The sequence below is a fragment of the Thalassomonas sp. M1454 genome (assembly GCF_007097525.1).
Classification (GTDB): domain Bacteria; phylum Pseudomonadota; class Gammaproteobacteria; order Enterobacterales; family Alteromonadaceae; genus Thalassotalea_A.
The window spans coordinates 470,408-496,226 of record NZ_VKDD01000002.1 but is presented as its reverse complement, the minus strand read 5'-3'; the positions used below and the strand labels follow the sequence as shown (position 1 = coordinate 496,226).

28 protein-coding genes are annotated in these 25,819 nt (G+C 35.9%); 19 read left to right on the top strand and 9 right to left on the bottom strand.

All coding sequences use genetic code 11. The features are described from left to right. On the top strand, positions 1 to 849 hold the full coding sequence (gene rlmA, locus FNN08_RS04110; protein WP_143583480.1) for a 23S rRNA (guanine(745)-N(1))-methyltransferase: 849 nt from the start codon (positions 1 to 3) through the stop codon (positions 847 to 849). A 23-nt stretch (positions 850 to 872) separates the two neighbouring features. On the opposite strand, the gene yfbV is transcribed toward rlmA, so the two are convergent. Beyond that, complete coding sequence (gene yfbV, locus FNN08_RS04105) at positions 873 to 1,298, bottom strand: terminus macrodomain insulation protein YfbV (RefSeq protein ID WP_143583479.1); 426 nt, start codon at positions 1,296 to 1,298, stop codon at positions 873 to 875. 571 nt (positions 1,299 to 1,869) lie between these two features. On the opposite strand from yfbV, the gene FNN08_RS04100 reads away from it, so the two are divergent. The 5 genes from FNN08_RS04100 to FNN08_RS04080 are packed head-to-tail and all read left to right on the top strand — an operon-like array spanning position 1,870 to position 4,676. Then, complete coding sequence (locus FNN08_RS04100; protein ID WP_143583478.1) at positions 1,870 to 2,265, top strand: ACT domain-containing protein; 396 nt, start codon at positions 1,870 to 1,872, stop codon at positions 2,263 to 2,265. 60 nt (positions 2,266 to 2,325) lie between these two features. After that, the gene (locus tag FNN08_RS04095; protein ID WP_143583477.1) at positions 2,326 to 2,676 is read left to right on the top strand and encodes an ArsC family reductase; all 351 of its coding nucleotides are present in this window, start codon (positions 2,326 to 2,328) and stop codon (positions 2,674 to 2,676) included. Next, positions 2,669 to 3,805, top strand: a complete 1,137-nt coding sequence (gene dapE / locus FNN08_RS04090; protein WP_143583476.1) for a succinyl-diaminopimelate desuccinylase — start codon at positions 2,669 to 2,671, stop codon at positions 3,803 to 3,805. Before FNN08_RS04095 ends, dapE begins: the two co-directional genes overlap by 8 nt. Then, positions 3,805 to 4,488, top strand: coding sequence for a M15 family metallopeptidase (locus FNN08_RS04085; RefSeq protein WP_143583475.1), 684 nt, complete (start codon positions 3,805 to 3,807; stop codon positions 4,486 to 4,488). Before dapE ends, FNN08_RS04085 begins: the two co-directional genes overlap by 1 nt. Continuing rightward, the gene (locus FNN08_RS04080; protein ID WP_143583474.1) at positions 4,488 to 4,676 is read left to right on the top strand and encodes a hypothetical protein; all 189 of its coding nucleotides are present in this window, start codon (positions 4,488 to 4,490) and stop codon (positions 4,674 to 4,676) included. The genes FNN08_RS04085 and FNN08_RS04080 overlap by 1 nt, the downstream gene beginning before the upstream one ends. Before the next feature lie 117 nt (positions 4,677 to 4,793). Here FNN08_RS04080 and bamC read toward each other — a convergent pair whose 3' ends face one another. After that, positions 4,794 to 5,876, bottom strand: coding sequence for an outer membrane protein assembly factor BamC (gene bamC / locus FNN08_RS04075; protein WP_143583473.1), 1,083 nt, complete (start codon positions 5,874 to 5,876; stop codon positions 4,794 to 4,796). A 346-nt stretch (positions 5,877 to 6,222) separates the two neighbouring features. Here bamC and FNN08_RS04070 point away from each other — a divergent pair, with 346 nt between their 5' ends. From FNN08_RS04070 to FNN08_RS04060, 3 genes are all read left to right on the top strand, one after another. Then, positions 6,223 to 6,750 carry a glycine cleavage system protein R gene (locus FNN08_RS04070; RefSeq protein ID WP_143583472.1) on the top strand — a complete coding sequence of 176 codons (528 nt, stop codon included), beginning with the start codon at positions 6,223 to 6,225 and terminating at the stop codon, positions 6,748 to 6,750. 9 nt (positions 6,751 to 6,759) lie between these two features. After that, positions 6,760 to 7,230 carry a thioredoxin-dependent thiol peroxidase gene (gene bcp, locus FNN08_RS04065; RefSeq protein ID WP_143583471.1) on the top strand — a complete coding sequence of 157 codons (471 nt, stop codon included), beginning with the start codon at positions 6,760 to 6,762 and terminating at the stop codon, positions 7,228 to 7,230. A gap of 201 nt (positions 7,231 to 7,431) precedes the next feature. After that, positions 7,432 to 8,907 carry a DUF5666 domain-containing protein gene (locus FNN08_RS04060; RefSeq protein ID WP_143583470.1) on the top strand — a complete coding sequence of 492 codons (1,476 nt, stop codon included), beginning with the start codon at positions 7,432 to 7,434 and terminating at the stop codon, positions 8,905 to 8,907. Positions 8,908 to 9,032: 125 nt separating this feature from the next. Here the strand turns inward: FNN08_RS04060 and FNN08_RS04055 are convergent, their stop codons facing one another. Continuing rightward, complete coding sequence (locus FNN08_RS04055; protein WP_143583469.1) at positions 9,033 to 9,701, bottom strand: DUF1294 domain-containing protein; 669 nt, start codon at positions 9,699 to 9,701, stop codon at positions 9,033 to 9,035. A gap of 167 nt (positions 9,702 to 9,868) precedes the next feature. On the opposite strand from FNN08_RS04055, the gene FNN08_RS04050 reads away from it, so the two are divergent. Continuing rightward, the gene (locus FNN08_RS04050) at positions 9,869 to 11,200 is read left to right on the top strand and encodes an Hsp70 family protein (protein WP_143583468.1); all 1,332 of its coding nucleotides are present in this window, start codon (positions 9,869 to 9,871) and stop codon (positions 11,198 to 11,200) included. Between the two features lie 33 nt (positions 11,201 to 11,233). Here FNN08_RS04050 and FNN08_RS04045 read toward each other — a convergent pair whose 3' ends face one another. Together FNN08_RS04045 and FNN08_RS04040 are read right to left on the bottom strand one after the other, a co-directional pair. Next, a complete protein-coding gene (locus FNN08_RS04045) occupies positions 11,234 to 11,731 on the bottom strand; it encodes a GNAT family N-acetyltransferase (RefSeq protein ID WP_143583467.1) in 498 nt (165 codons plus the stop codon). Beyond that, the gene (locus tag FNN08_RS04040) at positions 11,719 to 11,982 is read right to left on the bottom strand and encodes a DUF1778 domain-containing protein (RefSeq protein ID WP_143583466.1); all 264 of its coding nucleotides are present in this window, start codon (positions 11,980 to 11,982) and stop codon (positions 11,719 to 11,721) included. Before FNN08_RS04040 ends, FNN08_RS04045 begins: the two co-directional genes overlap by 13 nt. A 139-nt stretch (positions 11,983 to 12,121) precedes the next feature. On the opposite strand from FNN08_RS04040, the gene FNN08_RS04035 reads away from it, so the two are divergent. After that, a complete protein-coding gene (locus FNN08_RS04035; RefSeq protein WP_143583465.1) occupies positions 12,122 to 12,427 on the top strand; it encodes a hypothetical protein in 306 nt (101 codons plus the stop codon). 28 nt (positions 12,428 to 12,455) lie between these two features. Here FNN08_RS04035 and FNN08_RS04030 read toward each other — a convergent pair whose 3' ends face one another. Then, complete coding sequence (locus FNN08_RS04030) at positions 12,456 to 13,184, bottom strand: HNH endonuclease family protein (protein WP_143583464.1); 729 nt, start codon at positions 13,182 to 13,184, stop codon at positions 12,456 to 12,458. A gap of 515 nt (positions 13,185 to 13,699) precedes the next feature. On the opposite strand from FNN08_RS04030, the gene FNN08_RS04025 reads away from it, so the two are divergent. Both FNN08_RS04025 and FNN08_RS04020 read left to right on the top strand, forming a co-directional pair. Further along, positions 13,700 to 13,882 (top strand): hypothetical protein, encoded by a 183-nt coding sequence (locus FNN08_RS04025; protein ID WP_143583463.1) that lies wholly within the window; start codon positions 13,700 to 13,702, stop codon positions 13,880 to 13,882. 198 nt (positions 13,883 to 14,080) lie between these two features. Beyond that, the gene (locus tag FNN08_RS04020) at positions 14,081 to 14,668 is read left to right on the top strand and encodes a DUF1523 family protein (protein WP_143583462.1); all 588 of its coding nucleotides are present in this window, start codon (positions 14,081 to 14,083) and stop codon (positions 14,666 to 14,668) included. 342 nt (positions 14,669 to 15,010) lie between these two features. On the opposite strand, the gene FNN08_RS04015 is transcribed toward FNN08_RS04020, so the two are convergent. After that, on the bottom strand, positions 15,011 to 15,373 hold the full coding sequence (locus tag FNN08_RS04015) for a hypothetical protein (protein ID WP_143583461.1): 363 nt from the start codon (positions 15,371 to 15,373) through the stop codon (positions 15,011 to 15,013). 118 nt (positions 15,374 to 15,491) lie between these two features. After that, a complete protein-coding gene (locus FNN08_RS04010) occupies positions 15,492 to 17,192 on the bottom strand; it encodes a glycine zipper family protein (protein ID WP_143583460.1) in 1,701 nt (566 codons plus the stop codon). 474 nt (positions 17,193 to 17,666) lie between these two features. On the opposite strand from FNN08_RS04010, the gene FNN08_RS04000 reads away from it, so the two are divergent. The 6 genes from FNN08_RS04000 (at position 17,667) to dndE (ending at position 25,393) form a co-directional block, all read left to right on the top strand. Next, a complete protein-coding gene (locus FNN08_RS04000) occupies positions 17,667 to 18,227 on the top strand; it encodes a hypothetical protein (protein WP_143583458.1) in 561 nt (186 codons plus the stop codon). Further along, a complete protein-coding gene (locus FNN08_RS03995) occupies positions 18,208 to 20,241 on the top strand; it encodes a DNA phosphorothioation-associated putative methyltransferase (protein ID WP_143583457.1) in 2,034 nt (677 codons plus the stop codon). Before FNN08_RS04000 ends, FNN08_RS03995 begins: the two co-directional genes overlap by 20 nt. A 109-nt stretch (positions 20,242 to 20,350) precedes the next feature. Then, positions 20,351 to 21,436 carry a DNA sulfur modification protein DndB gene (gene dndB, locus FNN08_RS03990; RefSeq protein WP_143583456.1) on the top strand — a complete coding sequence of 362 codons (1,086 nt, stop codon included), beginning with the start codon at positions 20,351 to 20,353 and terminating at the stop codon, positions 21,434 to 21,436. Continuing rightward, positions 21,433 to 23,061, top strand: coding sequence for a DNA phosphorothioation system sulfurtransferase DndC (locus FNN08_RS03985; protein ID WP_143583455.1), 1,629 nt, complete (start codon positions 21,433 to 21,435; stop codon positions 23,059 to 23,061). The genes dndB and FNN08_RS03985 overlap by 4 nt, the downstream gene beginning before the upstream one ends. Continuing rightward, a complete protein-coding gene (dndD, locus tag FNN08_RS03980) occupies positions 23,058 to 25,049 on the top strand; it encodes a DNA sulfur modification protein DndD (RefSeq protein ID WP_143583454.1) in 1,992 nt (663 codons plus the stop codon). Before FNN08_RS03985 ends, dndD begins: the two co-directional genes overlap by 4 nt. Next, positions 25,049 to 25,393 carry a DNA sulfur modification protein DndE gene (gene dndE, locus FNN08_RS03975; protein WP_143583453.1) on the top strand — a complete coding sequence of 115 codons (345 nt, stop codon included), beginning with the start codon at positions 25,049 to 25,051 and terminating at the stop codon, positions 25,391 to 25,393. The genes dndD and dndE overlap by 1 nt, the downstream gene beginning before the upstream one ends. Positions 25,394 to 25,468: 75 nt before the next feature. Here the strand turns inward: dndE and FNN08_RS03970 are convergent, their stop codons facing one another. Beyond that, on the bottom strand, positions 25,469 to 25,783 hold the full coding sequence (locus FNN08_RS03970; RefSeq protein WP_221931764.1) for a hypothetical protein: 315 nt from the start codon (positions 25,781 to 25,783) through the stop codon (positions 25,469 to 25,471). Positions 25,784 to 25,819: the final 36 nt, after the last annotated feature.

Genomic DNA, 25,819 nt, shown 5'->3' with positions numbered 1-25,819 from the left:
ATGAGCATTAGCCCACAACCAAATGATTATCACTGCCCTATTTGCGATCAAGCCCTTGAGCTTAACCAAAAAAGCTTTCGCTGCAGTAATAATCATAGCTTTGATCAAGCCAAAGAAGGTTATGTAAACTTATTACCGGTGCAGCACAAGCATTCAAAGGATCCTGGTGATAACAAAGACATGGTTAATGCTCGTAGACGCTTTTTAGAGGCCGATTACTATTTGCCATTGCGTGAGCGTTTAGTTAGTTTATACACCGAGTTAAGCAACAAGCCGATGGTTGTAGATGCTGGTTGTGGTGAAGGTTATTATACTCATGCCCACAAAACAGCAACTAATTCAGTGTACGGCATCGACATAGCCAAAAATGCCGTACGTATTGCGGCTAAAAAATATAAAGACTGTCACTTTAGTGTTGGCTCTATTGCTAAACTGCCATTTACTGATGGCGCCGTTGACTGGTTATTTTCTATTTACGCACCAATTAAAACTGAAGAGTTTTCTCGCCTACTCAACTCACAAGGTTACTTAGTAACAGTTACCCCGGCAGCCAAGCATTTATGGCAATTAAAAGAGTTAATATATCAAACGCCTAAGCCTCATAATGTTGATAAGCAGCAACTTGATGGCTTTGAGTTAATTAACGAAGAGAACTTATCGTATGAAATGTGTTTTAGCACGCACGAGCAAGCACTCGATCTACTTGCTATGACGCCTTTTGCATTTAAAACCAGTGAAAGTTTATTTACAAAGCTTAAACAACAACCACAATTTAAATGCCAAGCTGACTTCTTAATTCGCATTTATAAGAAAGCAGAAAATAAACCGACTGAAGAGATAAGCAACTAGACTAAATTGCAGCAACTAACTCTTTATCTCTGCAAATAAGAGTAATTAAGTAGTTTTGCTAAGTCGTTAAAGGTAGGCTTTTGAGTACTGAATTTTTCTTCCAGCTCAAGAGTTTGAATTTTGATCTTTTCAACCCCTTCTCTATACCAACGAGCTAAAGCTGGTGGCAAAGGCTCTCTTGATTTTTTGGCCATAAAGAACAAAGCCTGCACTGGCATAGATGCAATACACACGCCATAAAACAAAGCAACCGTAAGTTTATCTACCCCAAAAGCAAACAGCGGCAGTATAAACGCAACAAGCGCTAAGTACGGGCAATGTTTTAGCACAAACCGACTCGCTACAATAGCTTGGTATTCACTAAAATAGTTACTCAGCTCTGGCCTGAGCGGCCAAAGGTCGATGTATTCTTTGCCTTGTTTAAGCTGTTGTTTGATTGAAAGGTTCATGATTAAACTTTAAATTTTTGATGCATTAAAGATAACACAAATTATGACTTTTTTTGTGATAACTCACTTTATAAAGTAACAATTTGTGTGACATGTTCAATTTAAATACGCAGTTAACCCTTTAAAAGATCATCTTTATATAACTAATATAAGTAAATTTTATAATCTTTAAGTTAATAAATAATGATTTAGCTGTGTTATTTAGCTTAACTAGCAAAATAAACATATGCACATTTTTTAGCCATTAGCGATTGATGTTCAAAAAAAGCACTAACACATAAAAACCTTATAAAACAATACCATTTTATACATATAAATTGTTATGCACACTTTTACCCACAACTATTGTGGATAAAAGAATTAATTTGTCATAATTAAGTATGCAAGTTAAAGCGAAGTTAATTGCAAATATTCTTGGTTTTTAGCAGATTTAATTAAGAGTGATAAATAAATCATTATTTTTCGCTATTTGATCAGAGCGCAAATACTCACCTACTTACTATTTTCGATACCAAATAAAAAGCGTGTTTGCTATAGTGTTAGCACTCTTTGCAGCATAAACAAAACTAAAATGGCAAAACAAACTTTACAAGTATTAGATCTGATTTTTGACATTCACAGCTTTACTCCACAAACACCAGTGCCAGAGCAAGTATTCGCCGCTAAGGTGTTTTTTATTGGTAAAACTTTGGACGAGTTATCTATAGTTGTTCCACAAGAGATCAAGCTCGACAGTTTAGAGGTAGAAAAAGACTGGTGTGCACTTGAAGTCCTTGGACCATTAGATTTTACTTTAACCGGTATTTTATCAAATATATCTTCGGTACTGGCTGAGCAAAAAATCAGTATATTTGCCATATCAACATTTGATACCGACTATATATTAGTTAAAAAAGATACCGTTGACGCTTCAATTAAAGCGTTAACCGCCAATGATTATATAGTTTTAGACGAAGCAAAGTCTTAAAGCCCACATTGAAATAAAACGATATAAATAAAAAATAACAAATTAAATACGAGAATTAATATGACCATCATTTATGGTATTCATAATTGCGATACCGTTAAAAAAGCAAGAGTTTGGCTCGACCAAGCAAATATCCCATACCAGTTTCACGATCTACGCAAAGATGGCTTAGACGAAGCTTTACTCGTTAGTTTAGCTCAGCGCTCTACCTGGGAGCAGTTAATCAACAAACGCAGTACTACCTACCGTAGCTTAAGCGATGACGTTAAACTTAATTTAACTGGTGAAACTGCGATAAAAGTTGTGTTAGAGCAACCTACTCTATTAAAACGCCCATTGTTAGTGAACAATGACGAGCTGCACTTAGGCTTTAAACCGGCGCAATATCAGCAGGTATTTAATCATGAGTAATGACAGCGAAGTAATTGCGTTAGCTAAAGATTTAATGGCGCGTAAATCAGTAACCCCACTAGATGAAGGCTGCCAAGAATTAATGGGTAACCGCTTAGCGGCCGTTGGTTTTAACAATGAAGAGATGGAGTTTGAAGACACGTTAAACTTATGGTCTCGCCGCGGCACAGAGCATCCTGTATTTTGTTTTGCCGGCCATACCGACGTAGTACCATCTGGTCCTGAAAGTAAATGGAACACTCACCCTTTTGAACCAACCATTATTGATGGTTGGTTATATGGTCGTGGCGCTGCCGATATGAAAGGCTCTTTAGCGGCTATGGTGGTTGCTACAGAGAAGTTTGTCAAAGACTACCCTGATCACAAAGGTTCAATTGCATACTTAATCACCAGTGATGAAGAAGGCCCATTTATTAATGGTACTACTCGCGTTATTGATACCTTAGAAGCACGTAATGAAAAAATTGATTGGTGTATTGTTGGTGAACCATCAAGTACCGATGTGGTTGGCGATATTGTTAAAAATGGACGCCGAGGTTCAATTACAGGTGATTTGATCATTCATGGTGTACAAGGCCATGTCGCTTATCCAGAAATGGTTAAGAACCCAATACACCTTGCCGCTCCGGCACTTGCTGAGTTAAGCCAAGAAGTTTGGGATCACGGTAATGAGTATTTCCCGCCTACAAGTTTTCAGTTATCTAATATAAACTCTGGCACCGGTGCTACTAACGTGGTACCTGGTGAGTTACACGCTATTTTTAACTTACGTTACAGTACTGAAATTAACGACCAGGTTATCATGGACAGAGTTAATGCTATCTTAACTAAGTATAATCTTGACTATGAAATCAAATGGACCTTTAACGGTAAGCCATTTATTACTGGCGAAGGTAAGTTACTTAATTCAATACTTGATGCAATTGAAGAAACCAACGGCGTTAAATGTAAACCTTCAACGGCTGGTGGTACATCTGATGGGCGCTTTATTGCCCCAACTGGTGCGCAAGTTGTTGAATTAGGGCCAACGAATGCCACCATTCATAAAGTAAATGAAAGCGTGCGCTGTGAAGATTTAGAAAACTTAGTTGACATGTACTACTTAACATTGAAGAAGCTACTTACTTAATGAAAGAGATGTTCATCAATACTGCCGAGTTAACTGGGCAAACCGAACAACACATTACTTATGTTAATGAACATATAGGTATTCATAACCTATTGGTTGCGCCATTTGAAAAGATGCAACAAGCAGCTTTAGAAGATGGCATTAGCATAGACATAGCCAGTGGTTTTCGATCCTTTGCCCGTCAGCAGCTTATTTTTGATCGTAAAATGCAAGGTAGTGCCAATGTACTTGATATTAACAATGAAGTCGTTGACCTAAGCAAGTTAGCCGTTGCAGATAAAATAAACAGTATTTTATTATACTCTGCCCTACCTGGCGCTAGTCGTCATCACTGGGGCACGGATATCGATGTATATTCAAAATCTTTGATGAAGGGTAAAAGCCTAGCGCTTGAAGCGTGGGAATATGAAGCTAATGGCCCACTTGCACCATTAACTGAGTGGCTTGACGATAATATGCAGCAGTTTGGTTTTTACCGCCCATACGATAAATACCGCGGGGGGGTTGCAGCCGAGCCTTGGCATTTATCTTATCAACCACTAGCTAGTATGTTTAGCGAGCAATACAGCCAAGAAGTATTAGCGCAATGCATTCAAAATAGCGATATGGTTGGCAAAGAGCAGGTTTTAACCATGCTAGATACTATTTATTGTCAATACGTTACCAATGTAGGAGCAGCCTAATGGAAACTTGGGTTATCGTTGTTATTATCGTTTGTGTTATTGCCGCTATTGTCGGTAACTTATCTATGTTGCAACGCAGCACACAACCGCTTAGACGTAAAAGTTTAAACGATCTACAAGAAACACTACCAAGAGCCGGTGAAAAACAAGCACAACTTAAACAAGAAAGAAAAAACAAAAGCAAATAACACATCAAGGTGTCAGACACCTTGAAGCTCTTAAACACAAATTAAAAAGGGGCTGTTCAAATTGAACAGCCCCTTTTCTATGTTCTTATCAAGGTGTCTGACACCTTGATATTTAGTTTAGAAGCGGAACGATAGTGCCGGCTCTAATATTTCAAAGTTTTGAATAAGCACTTGATCCGATAAAATTTCACCTTCATCGTTGTAAATCTCAAGCGCAGTTTTGCCATCTAGCTCTGTTAAATGGAATTCGTAAACGCCACTTTCAATTTCAACAACAGGTAATTCATCACCCCAAATCATATCCCATAAGCTTGGGTCGATGCGCTCATACTCTACTTCGTAAATAAACTTATCTTCGTTTAAGTCAGATATTTTAAAGTTGTAGCTATCAAAGAAACCAGGTAGGTAATTCCAAAGCTCATCAACAGGGTAATCGATAATATAAGCAGGTTTGTTATTAGCTGATTGACCAAGGGTAACTATTTCCATGGTAGCTCGAGCTAAACGATCTTCTTTGTTATATAAACGGTACTGGTAATCTAACTGCGCAGTGATGGCATTGATCATACCCATTTCAACACGCTGTTTTTCAATTGGGTCGATTAAGGTTTTAGAGCCTTTATCTGATGTGTGCATGTATTCAACAAGCTCAACATTTAAACCAACACTGCGACCGTGTGGTTTAGTTACTAGTGAATACTTAAAGCGCCAGCTTTCAGTTAAATCGATATTTTTCCAAAATAAGTAACCGCTTTCTTCTTCAACGTGGAACCATTCTGACTCCCAAGTATTGTTGGCTTCATCTGCACTCACAAAGCCAACGTCTTCAGTAGCTAAATAATCGGTAATTACTTTAATAACAGTTTCACGAAGATCTCTGTCGTCATCTACTTTGTCAAACCAAACTGCTGCGGTTTTATCAAATTCATCTACTCGACTACCAGCAGCAAGCGGAAGTACTAACGCAGGCGCTCGCACATCTACCTTAATGCCAACTGGGCCATCTGAATTTTCTAATTCAGGAATAAGATAATCTGGCTTATCTTCTGGCTGATGAAGGTTTTCTGGAACAACAAATTTAGACTCAGGTTTGGCATTTACGTAATCAAAATTACCATTTGCTTGTTTACGAGTTTCTACATTACTACAAGCCGCAAGGGATAAAGTCAGTAAAGAAAAATAAAAAGTACGGCGTTCCATTAAAACTCCTGAGGAAAAAGCCTGTTTCTGCAGTTAGCAGTAAACATAGTGATGATTTATACCAATTCGTTTATTGATTAGTATTTATTATAATTTGGTACTGTATTCAGTACTTGCAACACAACAAATTGTTTTGATAAATATTACCCGATTTAGTTCCCGAAGGAGAGTAATATTTTTGTATTCTTAATTGCGGTGCAATATTGCGGTTTATGGTACTTGTATGATTTTGTAAACACAAGTTTTTACCTTTAAAAGAGTGCAATATCTATCAAGGGCTACAATTGTAATGCGTTTACCTTTACAATATTGGTTAATTTAAAGTTAATGAATTAAATTCAACTACATGACGCATTCTTTAGTATTTACCGCAATTGGCAAAAATCGTACAGGTATTGTTAGTGAAATAACTAAACTCGCCACTGATTTTGGTTGTAACATAGTCGACAGCCGCATGGCTATATTAGGTAGTGAGTTCACCTTAATCATGTTGCTTAACGGTAAAAAATCGGCGATTAATCAAATTGAAACACGTTTGCCTATACTTGCCTACTCTCTTGAGCTTTTAACAATAAGTAAACGTTCAACCAGTACGATTACTGACATAGTAGACGAGTACGTGCACGTTAATATTTCTGGCACTGACACTCCTGGCATGTTAAAAACCGTGACCGAGTTCTTCGCTAAACGCAATATTGACCTATCATCGTTAAAATCAATTACCGATGATAAAACCAACACAGTTGCAACTGAGTTACTAATTAACTTAACTAAGCAAGTAAACAAACAACAGTTACATAATGAACTACAAAAGTTATGTGATAAATTAGCGGTTACCTTAAGCTTTACCTCTCATCAACAAGAATCAAAATAAAGGATTTCCATGAACACATTACAAGTTGGCGATAAAGCCCCTGCTTTTACCTTACCTGATCAAGCCAATAACCCTGTATCGTTAAGCGATTACATTGGCAAAAAACGTGTATTAGTTTATTTCTACCCAAAAGCAATGACCCCAGGTTGTACCGTACAAGCGCAAAACTTACGCGACAGCAAAGCGGAGTTAGAAAAGCTAAACACAGTAGTATTTGGCATTAGCCCTGATGAAGTAAAACGTTTAGACAAGTTTTGTGTTCGCGACGAGTTAAACTTTACTCTGCTTTCTGATGTAGACCATAAAGTTGCTGATGACTTTGGCGTATGGGGATTAAAGAAATTTATGGGCCGTGAATACGATGGCATTCACCGTTTAAGCTTTTTAATTGGTTTAGATGGCAATATTGAACACGTTTTTAATAAGTTTAAAACTAAAGACCACCACGAAGTGGTACTAGATTTTATTGCCAATAACTAATTACAATTTAACAATACAGTGGTTGTCAAAAACAACCACTGTACCTTAAACCTTCTAGTAAAAACCTAAGCCCTTCAATTCTTTAATTTTTAATCCTTAGTTCTATTTCTGCAAAACATATCTATTCTTTAACCTAGATATATCAAGCTTTTCAGCTATTATTTAATTACTAGCGAACACCAATTTTAGAAGGAGTTTACAATGTTTAACTCTAATATATTTAAATCCGCACTCGCGCTATCAATAACTTGCTTGGTTCTTTCATGTGGCGGGTCATCTGGTAGTAGTACCCCTGAAGTTAATTTAACCGAACAGCAAATCAAAGACTTAAATACATTAACCGAAGGTGAGATCACTGGCTTTGGTAGTATTTATGTTAACGGGGTTAAATATGATACTAGCGATAGCAATATTTTTGATGACGACGATAACACATTATCTGAGAGTGATTTATCGGTAGGTATGTTGGTTAAACTCTATGGTGAACTAAATAGCGACTCTATCTCGGGTACTGCCCACACTATCCATTACAGCCCTGAAATTAAAGGCTTCATTGAATCAATCGATCTCAACCTAATGACCTTAACTGTCCACGGCCAAGTTATAGTCTTTAACGATTTAACCCATTTTGACGATACTTTAGCAAGTTCTCTTATGCCCGATGATTACGTTGAAGTTAATGGCCACTTTTTAGAAAATGGAAATTTACTTGCCACCCGCATAGAACAAAAATCAGCCGTTGATAACATAAGTATAAAAGGCAAAGTTAGTAATATTAATTTAACCGAGATGCAATTCACCTTAGGTGATTTGATTATCGACTATCAAGATGCTGAGTTTGACAATTTTAGCGTAAACGAGCTGAGTAATGGGCAGTTTGTAAAAGTTAAAGGCATCTTAGCCAATTTAGTCGATGGTGTTTTTGATGTAGATACAGTCAAACTTTATAGTTTTAAGCCTGAAGACGAGCATAACCACACATATCACTACCTCAATGGCCTTATAGCTAATTTACAAAACGACTACAGCTTTATGATAGGTGATGTGCAAGTAATTATTAGTGATAGTACTAGAGTAGAATATGGCAGTTTAGATAACCTAGCCAATGATTTAAATGTCAAAATTAAAGGGGAATACAATAGTAATAACCAGCTTGTTGCCAGCAAAATTTATATAGTCAATCAAGTGGAGGTTAAAGCACAAGGTTTAGTGGAAGACATAAATACCACTCTTAGAACTATCACGGTGCTAGGCGTAACATTTATGTACAATGAATTCACCCGCTTTGATGATGACTCCGAAAATGACTCACACACTTTTAATGACAGTTCATTAGGTATTGGTGATTTTGTAGAGATAAAAGGCTATATCAATACCGATGGTGATTATGTTGCCAGTAAGATCAGTAAAGATGATGAAGATGACTCTTCGCAAGCAGTGAGTGAATTTGAAGGCCAAGTAAGTAACATAAGCGATAATGGCTTTACCCTATTTGGTATAGACTTTATCGTAAATGATAATACTGAATATGAAATATATGATGTATACGTTACTAAGCAAGAGTTCTTCGACAAAATAACTCAAGGCATGTTCATCGAGGTAGAAGCACGAATTGAAGACGATCAATATATTGTCGTCGAGGTTGAGATTGAAGCTGATGAAATAGACGACGATTAACGGCGTATTTTATAAAAATACGCTAACTCCTTAAAACTAAGTGCTAAAGCGTTATGCTTTAGCAATTAACTCACTTAAGCTTTAAAGAGCTTATGTTTTATCTTACAGAGCTTGATTAAGCCAGTTTATACAAACATTGCAACCACTTGCTTGATCAATGCTTGCGCCCCTGGTACAAAAAACCACACAAACACCGCCACATTAATTAATATCGCCAGCCACAGCTCAATCCTGAAAGATAACTTTTTCGATTTATGGCGCAGCGTTTGCTGAGCAAATACAGCCCCAGGCCAGCCACCAATTAACGCCAGCAAATGCAGTTGCTTTTCAGATATGCGCCAACTGCCCTTTTGCGCCGCACGTTTATCAACACCATAAAATATAAAGGTGAGTAGGCTTAGGATTAAATAACCAGTAAAAAAGTGAAATGACAACGGCGTAAATATCACTAACGCAAATAAGGCAATAATAAATACAATGCTGAACAGTAAGGTAAAAGTGATGAATGAATTTGAGCCTTTATATTTGTTGGCTGAGGAATTTTTTGATTTACCAGCAGCAAGGTTTGGCTTTTGATTTAAACGCTCGCCTTGATGAGTAACCTTACCGGCATTTAAACGCCCTTGTTTATCTTTAACCAATTCATAAGTTAACACACAGCCTTGCTCAGGCCTTTGCCCTTTTGATACAAAGCTATTAATGTGGACAAAGACTTCCCTGCCGCCAGCAAGTGGCGTGATAAAACCAAAGCCTTTATCATCTAGCCATTTAGTTAATGTCCCTTTAACTCGCATATTGCATCCTTTTATTACAACCACACCGATATCAAAACCAGATCATAACAAATATTTTCACAAAGCTAAGTCAATAACTACAATTTAATTAAGTAATTTGCCCACTTGCGTGTAAAATACAGCACTCATCGTAACTTACTGCGCTTTTGCTTTTATAAGGATCTTTTGTGAACACTTTTTGCGGACTTGATTTTGGTACCTCTAACTCTACCTTTGGCACTATCGACCAAAACAATAAAGCTATTTTAATCCCGCTTGAAGACGGCAAGGTAACTATACCTAGCGCCATATTTTTTCACTTTGAAGAAAACCGTACCTTTTTAGGCCGCGCCGCATTAAACGAATACATCGATGGTGAATTTGGCCGTATTATGCGCTCGTTAAAAAGCGTATTGGGTACATCTCTTATGGATGAAAAAACCCAAATCAAATCACAACTCGTACCCTTTGCCGATATACTCACCAGCTTTTTAAGCCACTTAAAAGCAACTGCCGAACGCAGTGCAAACCAAGCGTTTGAGCAAGTTGTACTTGGCCGCCCAGTACACTTTGTTGATGGCGACAAAGAAGCCGACTTATTAGCGCAAGACACTCTTGAATCAGCCGCTATTCGCGCTGGCTTTGCTGAGGTGCAATTTCAATACGAGCCAATAGCCGCAGCCCTTGATTACGAGCAAAGTGTCGATAAAGAAGAAATCGCCTTAATTGTTGATATTGGTGGTGGTACATCAGATTTCTCAGTGGTACGAATTTCACCAGAGCGTAGTGAGCGTTATGATCGCAAAGACGACATTTTAGCTAATGGTGGTATTCATATTGGCGGTACCGACTTTGATCGCAAGCTAAGCCTTGAAACGGTTATGCCGCACTTAGGTTACAAAAGTAAGTTTAAGCCAAGAGCGCAAACCGCAAACTTTGAAAAAAACTTTAGTATTCGTAAATCGGTTTCAACCGACACTTATACCGAATCAACAGAAATGTTTATGCCATCTAGCTATTATCACGACTTAGCAACCTGGCACAAAATCCATCATTTATATGAAAAGAACACCATAGGATCGTTAAACGATCTTGCCTTTCGTGTTGCAAACAAAAATCTTATCGACCGCTTATTAAAACTGATTAATCGCCGCGAAGGTCATTTATTAGCAATTGATGTTGAGCAAGCCAAGATTGATTTAACCAACATGCAAAAAACGGCGATTGATTTAGACTATCTTGAAAAAGATTTAAGCATCGACCTAAGCATCAATCAATTACATGACGCGGTAGATAACGAAGTAGATAAAATTCAACAGCAAGCCATTGCTACCATTGAAGAAGCAGGCTTAAAGCGCAGCGATATAACCAAAGTATTTATGACTGGCGGTACCACTGCAATCCCAATGGTTAAACAAAGCATTGAATCTTTATTCCCGCACACCGAAATTATTAATGGCGATAAGTTTGGCAGTGTTGGTATGGGCTTAGCAATTGATGCTATGCGTAAATACGGTTAATGCCTATGGCCTTACATTACTATTAAATAAACCTTATTTAAGCGATTTTTTAAGATTATCTAAAGAATAAAGCAACATGTTTTCGTTAAATGGTGCGGTAATAAAACCATACTGACTATAAAAGGATTTTGCTTGCTGTGATAAGGCGTGAACTAATATAGCTTTAACGCCAATAGTTCGTGATACATTCAAACTGCGTAATATCGCATTGCGCAGTAACTGACTTCCTAAACCTGATTGAGCAAATTGTTTATCAACAGCTAACCTTCCCAATATAATGACAGGAATATTTTCGGGCATATTTCTTTTTATATTACCTGGCGGGAGCTTTCTTTCTACGCAACCGAAGGCTAAAGAATAATAAGCCACAACCTTGCCATCAACAGTACAAACATAGGTTTTACTTGCACCCGAGATTTGGTTTTTCATACTTTTCTTTTTTAAAAAGTAATTTAAGGACTCTTCACCACAATCGAACTCGGTTAAATCAAACGAAGAATTTAACGACAAAGGTTCGCTTATTCTTCCCATGGCGCTTTACTTTGCATTAATTTCTCAAGTTTATAGTTGGCAACAGGTTCATTTAAAGCCTGTTCAAAAGCATCAAATTTATCATCATCTAAACTAAATAAGCGTTGTTCAAGAAGAACGTTTCTAGCTTCTTTACAAGAAACATCAAGAATGAAGGTTGTTCTATCCATATTGAGTGCGGCAGCGGCTTGCGTGAGTAACTCATGCTGCAATGGTTCCACCCTCATATTTATTGGTGATGTCTTAGCCATAAAAACCTCGTATATCTAATAACTACACAAATTATAGTGTAGCTAATAGCTATACGCAATTTTATCTTAGTAAAACTTATAAATATGACACTAAGCACTATACTAAACTTAAATCTGTATATTTAATTAATAGCTAACTATGAGTAAAAATACCTTTGTCGATCGTTACTTCAAAATAGAAATTGATGAACACCACACCAATATATATTTAAAAGATATTTCGTGGCCTGAGCCTTTCACGCCACAAGAAAGCATAAAGCTGATCACTACCCTACCAAAAGACAGTAACGAGCAAGCTATCAATCAAGCAATAGAAGATATCATTAAAAACGAAGAGTATTTTTTAACGTGCAGCGAATGTAACGAGTTAAACCTAAGCAATCACATGTTTGATAATTTACTGTGTAAAGCTTGTGCCAATAATAACCATGGCGAAGTGTTTTAACTAAAACTGCGAATATAAAAATAAAAGCTTAAGAGCAGTAACTCGCCTTAATTGCATTCATTTCCTCAAGCTCACCATCATTTACCGTTAACTTATAAGTTTTCATTACTCGTATAAAGCGAGCTATGTATTGGCATTGATTAGTTGGCGGTAACCAATCAATAATTCCTTTTGCCCCTTTAGAGCGATTTAAGCTTGCTTCGACACTCCATAAGTTAGCGCCATCATTAGCAAAAGCTAAACGCTTAGCATCAGTCCACGTATTAGCGCCATGTAACCAAGCCCACTTAAGCGGTACAACGTGGTCTATATCAATACTTGAGGCATCATAAATAACAGCCCCTGTAAAAGGTGAAATCCACTTACCCGAGCGCACCTGACATTTACGAGAGTCTTTAAAATGAACGGGGCCAACAGACTGAGAAATTAATGCTTCCATACGAGAGTTTTGACAATCACCGTCAGCATCATCCCAACCATGACCAAAGTAACTGCGCTTATATGGCAAACCAGCAACAGAGCCACTAGGACCTGATACCTTAGGCGTAATAGCACCTTTAGATAAACGGCCACCAGAATCTAAACAAGCTTGAACACTATTATAAGGAGTAAAGTTTTTGGTGCGCGAGTAATAAGAGCTTTGTTGATCATGACAAATGCCCGAGGAAGATTTTTTAACTACATTAGCCGCACTACTTTCAACAGAAAACAGCACGCACAAAACAAGCATGAAAACAGCAAAAGACTTTTGAATCATTAACGACCACTAAACAATTAATGTACTACACAAAAAAACAGCGACCTAAAGTGTCGCCAACAGAAGCATTGTAAATAAATAGTGAATCAAATGCTGTAGTTATTTGTAAAGCCCTAATTCACATTTCCTTTATCACACCGTCGTTCCCGCGCAGGCGGGAATCCATCATGCCATTTATTCATAACTCCCTCCTTCACCGCTCTAGTCACCCAAAAAGTGCATGTCATCCTGAACTTGATTCAGGATCCCATCTTTAAAAAAAAGACAAAAAAAAGCCCGACTAAGGAGTCGGGCAAAAAATATAGCATTTCAGGGAGGAAAACTATGAAAGTTAACTGTGTTTAATATTAAACCTTTCTAGAAAAAATACCGTTAACCAAATGTAAAACACTGCAAAGGTTTGTTGTGAATGTTTTGTTAACGATGATCTTAACTTACAAATAGAAACAACATACACAATCAATACAGCATAAAATATAAACAACTACACAAACCTAACGATAACTAAAAAAACGATGAACCTTATCTTTTCAACAATACTTAAAATACATGCTTATTTATTCTTGTTTTTAACGTTTCCTATTTGGCTACCCTTTTACATCATGATGAAGGTCTTTACCCTATTCCCAATGCTGGCAGGTATTTTTGTTTTAAATGAAATTTTTGGTGATGAGTGTGAAGATGAAGAAGAATACTGAATCCATAGCAACAATGAACTTCTCATATTTGCTCGCTAAGTTAGCTTAAATGCTTATTAAACTCATAGCTTTCAATCTACAAGGTACAATTTAAAACACTTTTAAGTTACTTAAAACCGTATAATTTATAACACGTTGTTTAAATAATATTAAACCGCAAATACAGTTACTAAACACCTAGCGATAAGGGCAAAGCAAATGCAAGCTTCAAAATCTCGATTTAATTTAAAAAACAGCCTAACTCTTTTTATTGCCGACAAGTTTAAATTTGTATACTCATTACTACTGGTTCTATTTATTGTTACTAGCACCGTAATATTTATTTACGCCCCATCATATAAAACAGTAGAAATAACAGGTACCGAAGCTAAGCGCTCACAAGTAGATGAGAGTAACGCCCATGCCTACGTTGACACGTATTACATTTACACCACACAAATAGATAAATCTTTTGTACTACGCAACGAAGATAACTGGGTTTACTTTAAGTTTGACAGCGCCGACACACAAGCTGAAGCTCAAAACGTACAAGATTCAACAGCTGTTGTTAAATACTACGGTTTCCGCTCAAATATTTTATCAATCTTCCCTAACGTTTTATCAATTGAAAAAACTAACACTCAAATTAATGGTTTATCTTGGTTAGGTTACTTTGGTTTAATTTTTAATACCCTATTGTTCAGCTACTTTGCATTTAAACTAATTCGTTTAAAAAGCAGACTTAAAGCTAGCGTATTACTACCAGATGCAGAAGCAACAAAACAAACGCTAGAAGATAATTCTTAAACAAGCTAAGCCACAGATAACACAAAGCCAGAATTTATATTCTGGCTTTTTTGTAATTAGTACATTTCTTCTGGAATATATAACGTCATGCCATGGTAACCAATCGTGCCACCTGAAGTTCAGACAAAAAAAAGCCCGACTAAGAAGTCGGGCAAAAAATATAGCATTTCAGGGAGGAAAACTATGAAAGTTAACTGTGTTTAATATTAAACCTTTCTAGAAATAATGCCGTTAACCAAATGTAAAACACTGCAACACTTTGTTGTGAATGTTTTGTTAATATTCTTAATAGAAGCATGTAGAGTCTATTATTAATGTGAAAGCTGATCCTATAGATATTCTCTAAATATTATTAATATAACCACTAGCTTTAGTATAGAGCTTAGGTCTTTCAAATGAAGGCATATCATAACCCCAACCACCTGATGTAAATTTCAATACTATTCTAGTATCTAAAGTATTGAAGGCTAGCGTATCACCTTCAAAAGGCTTGTAGTCAAAATCAAAACAATTACGGCTAGCTAGCTCCCGACACAAGCTATTTACTAGGTTGCTATCAAATTTAGGAAATTTAAGCTTTCCCATTGAAATCGCATTATTTTCAGGCTGATTAGGATCACACCTTCTCAAAATCCAATGGGGTTGAGACGTATCAACTTCATCATCACAGGTACACAAAGTTAATGTATTGTTTATTTCGCACATACGGTTACCCTTTTATTTGGCTATATAGTTCGCTAAGTTGAACCTTGTCTCTGAACTATCAGCTTAAGCTGATAAGCTTAATAATAAAACATAACTTCATATGTTCAATTTATAAAAATCACGAAAACAGATAGCTTGCCAATAAAGTACTACTTGCTGCTACAGATACATTTAGCGCAGTTTCTTTTCCTGCATCACCTAGTTCCTTCTGACCTCTTAATACCTCTATAGCCTCCTTCCCTGCAGAGAACAATAAAGAAAACGCCGCGGTATCAGTTGCAGCATCTAAAGGAGTATCGGATGAAAGTTTAGAAATAACCGAATTCATATCTGCAATTAATTCTTCATTTGTTAAGCCAGATGCTTCAACATTATCAAATAAGCTGGCAATTTCATTCGTTGCAATCACCTCAATATCTGGGTATTTATCAAAATGTTGATAAATACCACTGCTGTCTTGCAAGGCTTTCAACTGGGCTTCTTGTATTATTTCGCCGGTATCTACAGAATATATTTGAATATCAGCACCTGGTTCATTTGTTTTTTCAAATAATCGAGCTTGTTGGTCAACATTCTGACGGTTAAATTCGTCAACATATAGTAACTCGTGATATATGCCTTTAGCATTGTTAGCGACACCTTTTAAGCTTTCTAATGAATAACTCGACAAGGCCGCACCTAACTCAGAATGAGTGTAATCACTCCACTCATTATTCATGCGTTTAAGTGCTTCAATTGCAATTAAATTTTCTGGCGTACCTTCTATTTCTTGACTACTCAACAAAGCAAAAACAACACCAGATATTGCAAAAACTGGGCTCATTTTGTACGGAGTATTTTTAATATAATATTTAAATCCATTTACAACATTACCTTGAAAATCAGTTAATGCATGCTCTTGAAAACGAATCTTATTAGTTTCATTCAATTCTTCCATAATCATGTTTTTATGATTTTTAAGTTGCTCATTTAACGGATTAATGACGTCATTTAGTAATACTTTTGCTTCCGTCAAACTTAACTGCACAGGGTTATTTAATAATACTTCATCGATAGCGGCAATGAGTAAAGCTGAACTCTCTATAATTTTACGTTCTTCATCAGAGAGCTTTTCAATATCTCTCGGTTCACTACTCAAAGCACTATACGCAACAGCACCTACCAACAAGCCGACACCACTAGTTACAACCGCGCCTGCAGCCATACCACCGCCAACTAAAGAGCCAATCCATGCCAGAGTTGCACTGTTAGCCGCAGCTCCCGATAATCCTGCAATAGCAGTACCTGTGCTCGCACTGCCAAATGAACTTACCAATGCAAATAATCCACCAGCACTTGCTATACCAGCTACTTTGGCTGAAATAGCTTTACCAAAGTTAGAAGCTAATTGCTCAGAGTCTTTTTTGCTAACTTGTAAAATGCATGAATTTATATATATAAGCTCTTCTCGGGTATTAACTAATAATTCTTTTGCATCCTTAGGTTCATTGTAATTTTTTATGCATCCTCTAACGACCCCATACCCATAAACAACGTTATTTTTGGCAGTTGATAACATGTCACTTATCCCATATTTTTGAACTTTATTATTTACAGGTATAAAAACAGTTTCATTTATATCGTCCGTCAGCTCGCCCTTCTTCGCATTCCCCCCTGCATCAAAGCTATTTTTTTTAACTTTTGAAGAAAGTGAATTGAGAATCTTAGTTGCTTTATCAGACGCACCAGTTTTTTCATCAAATACTTTTATTTTTTCAAAAACTTCACCTGATGTTTCTTTGACAAAATTTGATGTTTTATTAAATGACTTTGAAAACATTCTTGTTCCTTTATTGCGTTAACTGACTAACTTAAAATAAGTTTAAAACGAACTTTAAAACTCTGAAGTACTAGCTTAAAGTGTAATTTCTAATGTAAGAACTGTAATTATCAAAGAATTTGTAAGCCGCTTCTTATAGTTCAAAATTACTTATAGCATTAAACAATTAAATGAAATGTAACTAGATTAGAGATGATGAATATTATAATTTTTACTTGTTTATATCTCAGCTATAGAAAAGTAAAAAAGAGTTTATAATTGTAAGGCGATTGTAAAACAAACCATTAAAAATAGTCACTATAAGCAACGTCAAGGTATAAATTTTGCTCAAAGATAACTGGTTAACAAGTAAAGAAGTGATGAAGGCCCTGAAAATAACTTCGTGCCAATTAATGCATCTAAGAGTCTCAGGTAAAATAAAATTCAAAAAAATAGGTAACGCATATTACTACCTTGTTGAAGAGAACTCCCTGAATGATTAAATCAATCCATCCACAAATAATAAACTGGCACCATGCGAAGCATGGTTCGGGCATAGATAACACACCTAAAAGTGAGTCAACTATTCTCCAGTTGATCCAACTAACTGATAAGATAATTAAACCATTAGAATCTGAATTTGGAAAAGTAAACATAACTTATGGATATACATCCGCAGAGCTAACTAGATTTATTCAAAAAAATTCTCCAGCGGGTACATCACCATCAATAGATCAACACGCATGCCATGATTTAAATTTAAAAAATAATAGAATAACTAAACGTGATGGAGCTGCATGTGATTTTTTTATAGAGCAATACAAAGATAAAATGGACAAAATTGCACTCTATATCTGCAATCACCTTCCTTTTGACAAGCTCTATTATTATGGAAATAATCGCCCTATTCATGTAAGTTTTAATGTAGAGCCATCAAAACATTTACAAGTTATAGGTACTAGTAAAAATGGCCGAAGAATACCTGGTAAAAAAGCTTATGGTAACGATGCTATTAATCTAATGAAATCAATAATAAATGAATGCAGAACAATATAAAAAGTTAGTTAAGCAAACATCAATCGGCAAAGTCTTACCTGATGCTATCTACTTTCATAAAGACTACTTTAATGAAGCTCCTCCTTTATTAATAAAGTTTATTAAAGTCGTAGCTAACGCCTTAAAAATTGAAGACAATGATTGGAATCTAGTAAAGTTATTTAAAAATGATTTCCGCATATCTTTACTTAACTATCCTACATTTTTTGAGAACTCATACCCCGCACTTCATCAGAGTGTAACCATTGATTTAGTTAAACTCTCTCATCGCATTGCAAAGTACGATACACAAGATAACCCTCCCATATTACATCGTAAAGAAACCATGATCCCTACTTCTCATAAATACCATGAGGAATTCTCATTAATCACTCAAGAAGGTGAAGCAATTGGGTTATATGAAAATACGAGAATGATCGGTTTTAAAAATTCATGGGAGCGTTTAATTGAAAAGCACGGTTATGAACTTGTAGATGGTAGATTATTTAGATCTTCCGCTGTTACCACTAACAAAAATGAAAAGGTAATTGATAGACATAAAACAGCTTTAGTACGGCATGAACTTTCAGCGCCAATAAAGAGCATAGCTAAGCATGGTTTTCTATCTGGCGATTACTCTATATTTGATTACGGTTGTGGACGTGGCGATGATTTAAGAGAATTAGAGGCCCATGGAATTGATGCTTTAGGTTGGGATCCAAACCACAGACCCGATGTTGATAAAGTACAATCTGATATTGTTAATATTGGTTTTGTTATTAATGTAATAGAAGATAAAGATGAACGCATTGAGGCTTTATTAGGTGCTTGGGAATTAACCAATAAAATCTTAGTTGTATCAGCCATGTTGGCTAATGAATCATACATTAGCCAGTTTACACCTTATAAAGATGGGGTAATTACCTCTAGAAATACATTTCAAAAATACTTCACACAAGCTGAGTTGAAAACATATATAGAAAATACACTTGATGAAAACGCTATAGCAATTTCACCTGGAATTTTTTATATATTTAGAGATAAAGAACAAGAACAAATATTTCTGCAAAATAGACATAAAAGAACCTATAAATGGAAACAACTCACAACACCTGAGCCAACAGATGAAGTACAAGCCAGAATACTATTTACTCAACATGAAGAATTATTTACAGAGTTTTGGAATGCCTGCTTATTCTATGGAAGATTACCTGCTACAGAAGAGTTTGAAAGATCGAATGAATTAAAAGAAGTTATAGGCTCAACTAAGAAAGCATTTAGGTTAGTTGAACAATGGTTTGAACCTTCAGAAATGACTGTAGCTGAAACCATGAGAAAAGAAGATTTACTTGTTTACTTCGCACTATCCTTATTTGGACAGCGCAAGGCTTATACGCACCTATCAGACACATTAAAAAGAGATATTAAAGCATTCTTTGATACTTACAAAGTTGCTCAAAACCAAGCCAAAGAAATGCTCTTTAGTATATCTGATACGCAATTAATAGAAGATGAATGCATATTAGCTAATAAAACATTACCAGCAAGTTTATTAAATGATGGCCATTCACTCATACTTCATAAAAAATTTGCAGAAATGCTCCCGCCAATTTTAAGAATATATGTAGGAGCTGCGACACAAATATTTGGCGAACTAGACGACATAGACCTAATCAAGATTCACATAACATCAGGCAAAGTTTCATTCATGGGCTATGATGACTTTGATGGTAAGCCATTACCTCTGTTAGTTGAACGAATTAAAGTAAAAATGGCTGAACAAGATATAGATTATTTTGATTATATAGATGAATTTAAAAGGCCTGTTTTTTTCGATAAACACCTGCTTATAGATGATTCTTTTAACCATTTTAAAATACAAAAAAAGTTTCATAAAAACCTAGTAATGAAATTTAAAATATTAGAGAATGGCTCTAGTAATTGTGATTACTCAGGGCAATTATTTCAGCTAAAGCTCCCTTTACAGTTACTACACTCCTTAAGTTATAAAAATTATAAAAAATTAATTCTATAAATTTTTCAATGTCTTCCATTAAATTTTAAAATTAAACTTATAAAGACCTTTCAATATCAAAATTACGTGATATTATTACGTACACCACTTAATAATTAACATACAACATATGAGCATTCAGGATAACGATTACTATTACTCATTTCCAGCTGTTAGAGGGATACAAGCCGGTAAACCGTTTTTTATTGCGACTTGCCCTTTAAGAATTATACCTAAGATATTTATGTATGACGAAGAAGAATTACCTGTGGAGTTAAGGGCTCAACGAACACTTAACAAAGGTCGTATTCCGGAAATGGCTCGTTATTTACTAGAAAACCCAAAAAATTACGTGTTCTCAGCTCTAACCGCTTCTGTTGGTAGCGACGTTGTTTTTAATGAATTCGATGGGTCAACTAGTATAGGCACCCTTAAAGTTCCACTGGATGCTGAAATATTAATTAATGATGGTCAACATAGACGAGCAGCAATAGAAGAAGCGATAAAAGAAAATCCAGAATTAGCACAAGATAATATCGCTGTGCTATTTTTTGTCGATGAAGGCTTAAAAAGAAGCCAACAAATGTTTGCAGACCTTAACAAATATGCCATTCGTCCTAGCACATCACTAGGAACTTTATATGATCATAGGGATCAAGCATCAGAATTAGCTAGATTTTTAGCTATGGAAGCAAAACCATTTATTGGGTTAACTGAATTTGAACGTTCCACCATTTCAATTAGAAGCAATAAAATATTTACTTTAAGCGGTATAAAACAAGCATCTAGAGCATTGTTCGGAAAAGGCACAAAAGATGGTTTTAACGAAGAAGAACAACAAAGAGCATTAAGCTTTTGGAATAAGCTTTATAGCTATATGCCAGAGTGGCAGTTAGTCCAAGCAAAAGATTTATCTGCTGCCGAATTTCGAAAAGAATTTATTACCGCTCACGGAATTGGCTTACAAGCTATTGCGAAAGTTGGAAAAGAAATCCTAAAACTAGAAGGTTCTTATCAAGAATTGTTATTAGATAAAATAGCGCATTTAGATTGGAGAAAGTCTAACGTGGCTTGGTCTAACCGAGCAATGCAACATGGCCGGCTATCAAAAGCAGTTTCGAATATATTTCTTACAGCAGTAGAAATTAAAAGACAAATCGGTTTATCCATCTCTGAAGAAGAATTAATTAAAGAAGAAGAGTTACTAAGCAAATGACCTTAACGAAAACAAATGATATTGATGAAGATTTATTGGATTTCATCAATGAAGAAACATTCGCAGGATCACACTTAAGTGATTTTGTTGCAGAAACACAAAGAGCATATTTAGCCGATAATAGACCTTGGGTTATTGGATATAGTGGCGGCAAAGACTCTTCAGCTGTAATGGTATTAGTTTATATTGCTCTTTTAGGGCTAGATAAAGAAGAACGCTCGAAGCCGATATACGTTGTAGCATCCGACACATTAGTAGAAACTCCAGTTGTCGTAGACCACGTCAATAATTCTTTAAAAGCTATTCAAACAGGTGCAGAAAGAGACGGGCTACCAATTACCGCTCATAAAGTAACACCTAAAACAAAAGAAACATTTTGGTCTAACTTGCTAGGTAAAGGATACCCTGCCCCAACACGGAGTTTCCGTTGGTGTACTGAGCGCATGAAAATTGACCCTGTAAGTACATTTATTAAAGATAAAGTAAGCCAACATGATGAAGTTATTGTTGTCCTTGGCTCTAGATCTGATGAAAGCGCGTCTCGAGCCCAAGTAATCAAAAAACATAAAATTGAAGGCTCCCACTTAGCTAAGCATACATCACTTTCAAATGCTTTTATCTACACTCCAATAGACACCTGGCATGTAGATGATGTCTGGCGAATACTTCGAGGCTGCCATTTAGTTTCCGAAGAAACACCATACGGTAAGAAAAATAAATGGGTCGATAAATACGACCTTGAATGGGACGCTCCATGGGGCGGGAAAAATTTAGTTTTGTGGAACCTATATAAAGATTCTTCAGGACAAGGCGAATGCCCAATGGTTATCGATGAAACTACTCCTTCGTGTGGTAATAGCCGTTTTGGATGTTGGACTTGTACCGTTGTCACAAAAGATAGAGCAATGGAAAGTTTGATTGGAAATGGTGAAGATTGGATGAAGCCATTACTGAAATTTCGGAATATGCTTGCAAGAACGACCATACCTGAAAAGAAAAAGCACTACCGAAACCATTTAAGAAGAGACGGTAGATTAGCATTCAAAACAATGAAAGAGGACGGACAAAGAGTATTAACTGATGACTATACTACTGGTCCATATTTCTTAAGTTATCGTAAACGAGCGTTAGCATTGCTACTTAGAATACAGAAGAAAATAAACTCGACTCATAAGGATGTTGAGCTTATCACAATACCGGAGCTGCACGCGATAAGACATGAATGGTTAAATGATCCAAACGAGCCAGATTGGAACGATTCTTTACCTAAAATATTCAGCGACATATATGGGTATGATTTAGATTGGACAATCGATGATACTAATCAGTTTTCACAGGAAGAATCTAACCTACTAAACGAATTAGCTCCTGAGTTTTCAGTGTCAGCCGCTATGGTAAAAAAACTAATAGACCTTGAAGTTGACTCAAGTGGCTTAAAACGTCGTACAGGGATATATAAAAGAATCGGGCGAATATTAAACCAGGATTGGGAATCAGCTGAGGAAATCATCAAAGAGAACCTAGAAATGCGACAAAACCAGATGAAACAAAGTGACGAGGTTTCCCAATTAGAAGACGAGTTAAAAGATATTGAAATACTTTTAACTGCGGAGAATCAAAGATGATCTTTAAAACTTTAACGCTAAATAATTTCAGAGCATTTGAAGGCGAGCATAATATTGATCTAGGCTTACGTCGAGATGGACTGATATCGAAGCCTATCGTTTTATTTGGAGGCTTAAATGGTGCAGGTAAAACAAGTATTTTAACCGGTATACGTTTATCACTCCTTGGTAAAAGAGCCTTAAGTAAAGCTGTATTCAACACTGAGTATCATAACTATTTGATCGAAGAAATCAATAGAAATGTCTTAAGAGAAAATGAGGACACTTGTGCTGAAGTTAGTTTAGAGTTCACGCATACACACCAAGGAAAGCATAACCTTTATAAAATTTCTCGTTCATGGTCTAAGCATAATAAACCTACTTTAACTCTATCTGAAAATGGCGAGTTAGTAAGTAATATAAAAGAAGATGACAAGGAAAACTTTCTAAGGGACCTTGTACCAACTGGTGTTGAGGATTTATTTTTTTTCGATGGTGAAAAAATTGCAGAACTGGCGGAAGACAATACTGGTAGTTATTTGAAAGAAGCTGTACGCAAGTTACTCGGTCTAGATCTTGTCGCTAGATTATCCGAAGATTTAGATATCTATAAGCGTCAAGAAATAATTGATAAAGCGGGTCAAGTTGAAAGAGATAAGATTCAATCTTTAGAAGACTCAAAAGCATTACTTAAAAAGAGTACATTTGAAACTCGAGAGAAAATCGATATTTGTAAAAATAAAATTGATTCTATCGACTTTAAAATTAGCCAAGTTGAGCAAAAAATAGCTTCTTTAGATGACCAATACGAAAAAAATAAAGAAACCGATAATGAAGCTGCTACGCAGATCCAGGCAAATATTAAGCAAAAGGAAAGCCAAATACTCAATGAATTTGATGGTGCTTTTGCAGTTTCTTTGGCGAAAAAATCCATGGCTACATTACTCAAGCAAATAAATGCGGAAAGACAAATTAAAAATGAGTTAGCCTTTTTCGAGCAACTAAATGCCTTTTTACCTTCTTTTGAAGAAAAACTTGACTTAAAAGCTCCAGGCTCTAGAGACGCAATTATTGATATATTTAACGAATCTATCCCTTCTAATTTAGACGAGAAGAAATCGCAAATAAAGTTAGATTTAGCACACAGAGAATCTAGTTTGATCGATACTCAGGTTAATAACTTAGCAGTAAACTCATCGAGAAATGTTGGCTCCTTGCTAAGCGAACTAAAAGACTTAGAATACAAAAGAGATAATTTAGCTTTAAGTATAGAAAGAGCGCCCAAAGAAAAAGAAGTGGCTGAGCTTTATCAAGACCTTAGACAGTTGGATAAAGAACGCTCTGCGGCAGGAAAAGAATATATTTATTTACTTCAAGTAGTTAAAAATTATATAACCGAGACTTTGGACGTTGCTAAGCGATTAGAAAAATTATACGCGTCGCAAAAAATTAATAAAGTTATGGAAAGTGCCATATTAAGAATAGATGCTACAAAAGAAGTATTAACGAATTTCAACGTGCAATTAACCAATCTAAGGCTAAAGCAGCTTCAAGAATTATTTGAAGAATCTTATAGAAAGCTAGCCCGAAAAGGTGATATTAAATTAACCGCAAATATAGATCCTGAAACATTCGATGTTACTTTAATTGATAATGAAGGACATGAAATCAAAAGAAAATCTATGTCTGCAGGTGAGAAGCAAATATTTGCAATATCTATTTTGGAAGCACTTGGCAAGCTTTCAGGGAAAATGCTACCTGTAGTAGTAGATACTCCTCTTGGGCGACTTGATTCGCACCATAGAGAAAACCTAGTGAACCACTACTTCCCAGAAGCAAGTGAACAAGTAATAGTCCTTTCAACGGACACAGAAGTAGATGAAGCATTCTTAAATGATTTACTACCTAATATCTCACACGCTTTTGAAATTAATTTTGACCAACAATCAAGAACATCTTCAGTTAAAGAAGGTTATTTTTGGAATCCAGAATTACAGGAGGCAAGCTAATGTTACCAGCTCGCATGAGGTTAAATAAACTAACTGAAGACAACCTAAAACGATTGAAAGCAAATACCGGCATTACTCCAAATGTTGCATCTCGAATTGCATTCTTTAGATCTATTGAGTCAGGTTTTAGATATAAAATAAACCACAATTTAGACGGTAATTTAGTACTAGACAAACATACTTGGTGTGGTGATTTAGGCTCGCTTATCGAGAATACATTATTATTTACCTACCCTGACTTTGATGAAAAATCTTATGAAAAAGCTTGGGCAGCTCATGTTGAAAATGGAATTGCAGGAATTAGAAACTACTCTTCTTTAAGTGAGTTTGCCGACGCTATTTAACTTAGCGTTAGAAATAGTAGGCGTCTATTTAATTTAATTTTAAATAAACGCCTACTTTCATTTCCGTCATTCTCGTTAAGTTTTATTTTTCTTATAAGTCATACATGCTAGAGCGCATAGCGGCGCGACGATATCTAATAATCCTCTGCTATATGTAGCTTCAACATGCGTGCGAATATTGTCACCAACCCTTTCAGTTACTCTATTAACACCACGATTATGTAATTCTTTACCAAGGCGGCCAAGTTGTTTAAACGAATTCATATAATCTATAATTTCCTGATGATGACTTTTAGTGGAGTCGTACCATTCACGTAACGTTACAACTTCAGCATCATTCTTAGCCTTTTCTACCATCTTTTTGTATGCTATTACTTCTTCTTTATCCAATTCAAGCTCTCCTAGTTAGTTCTTTTATAACTCAAA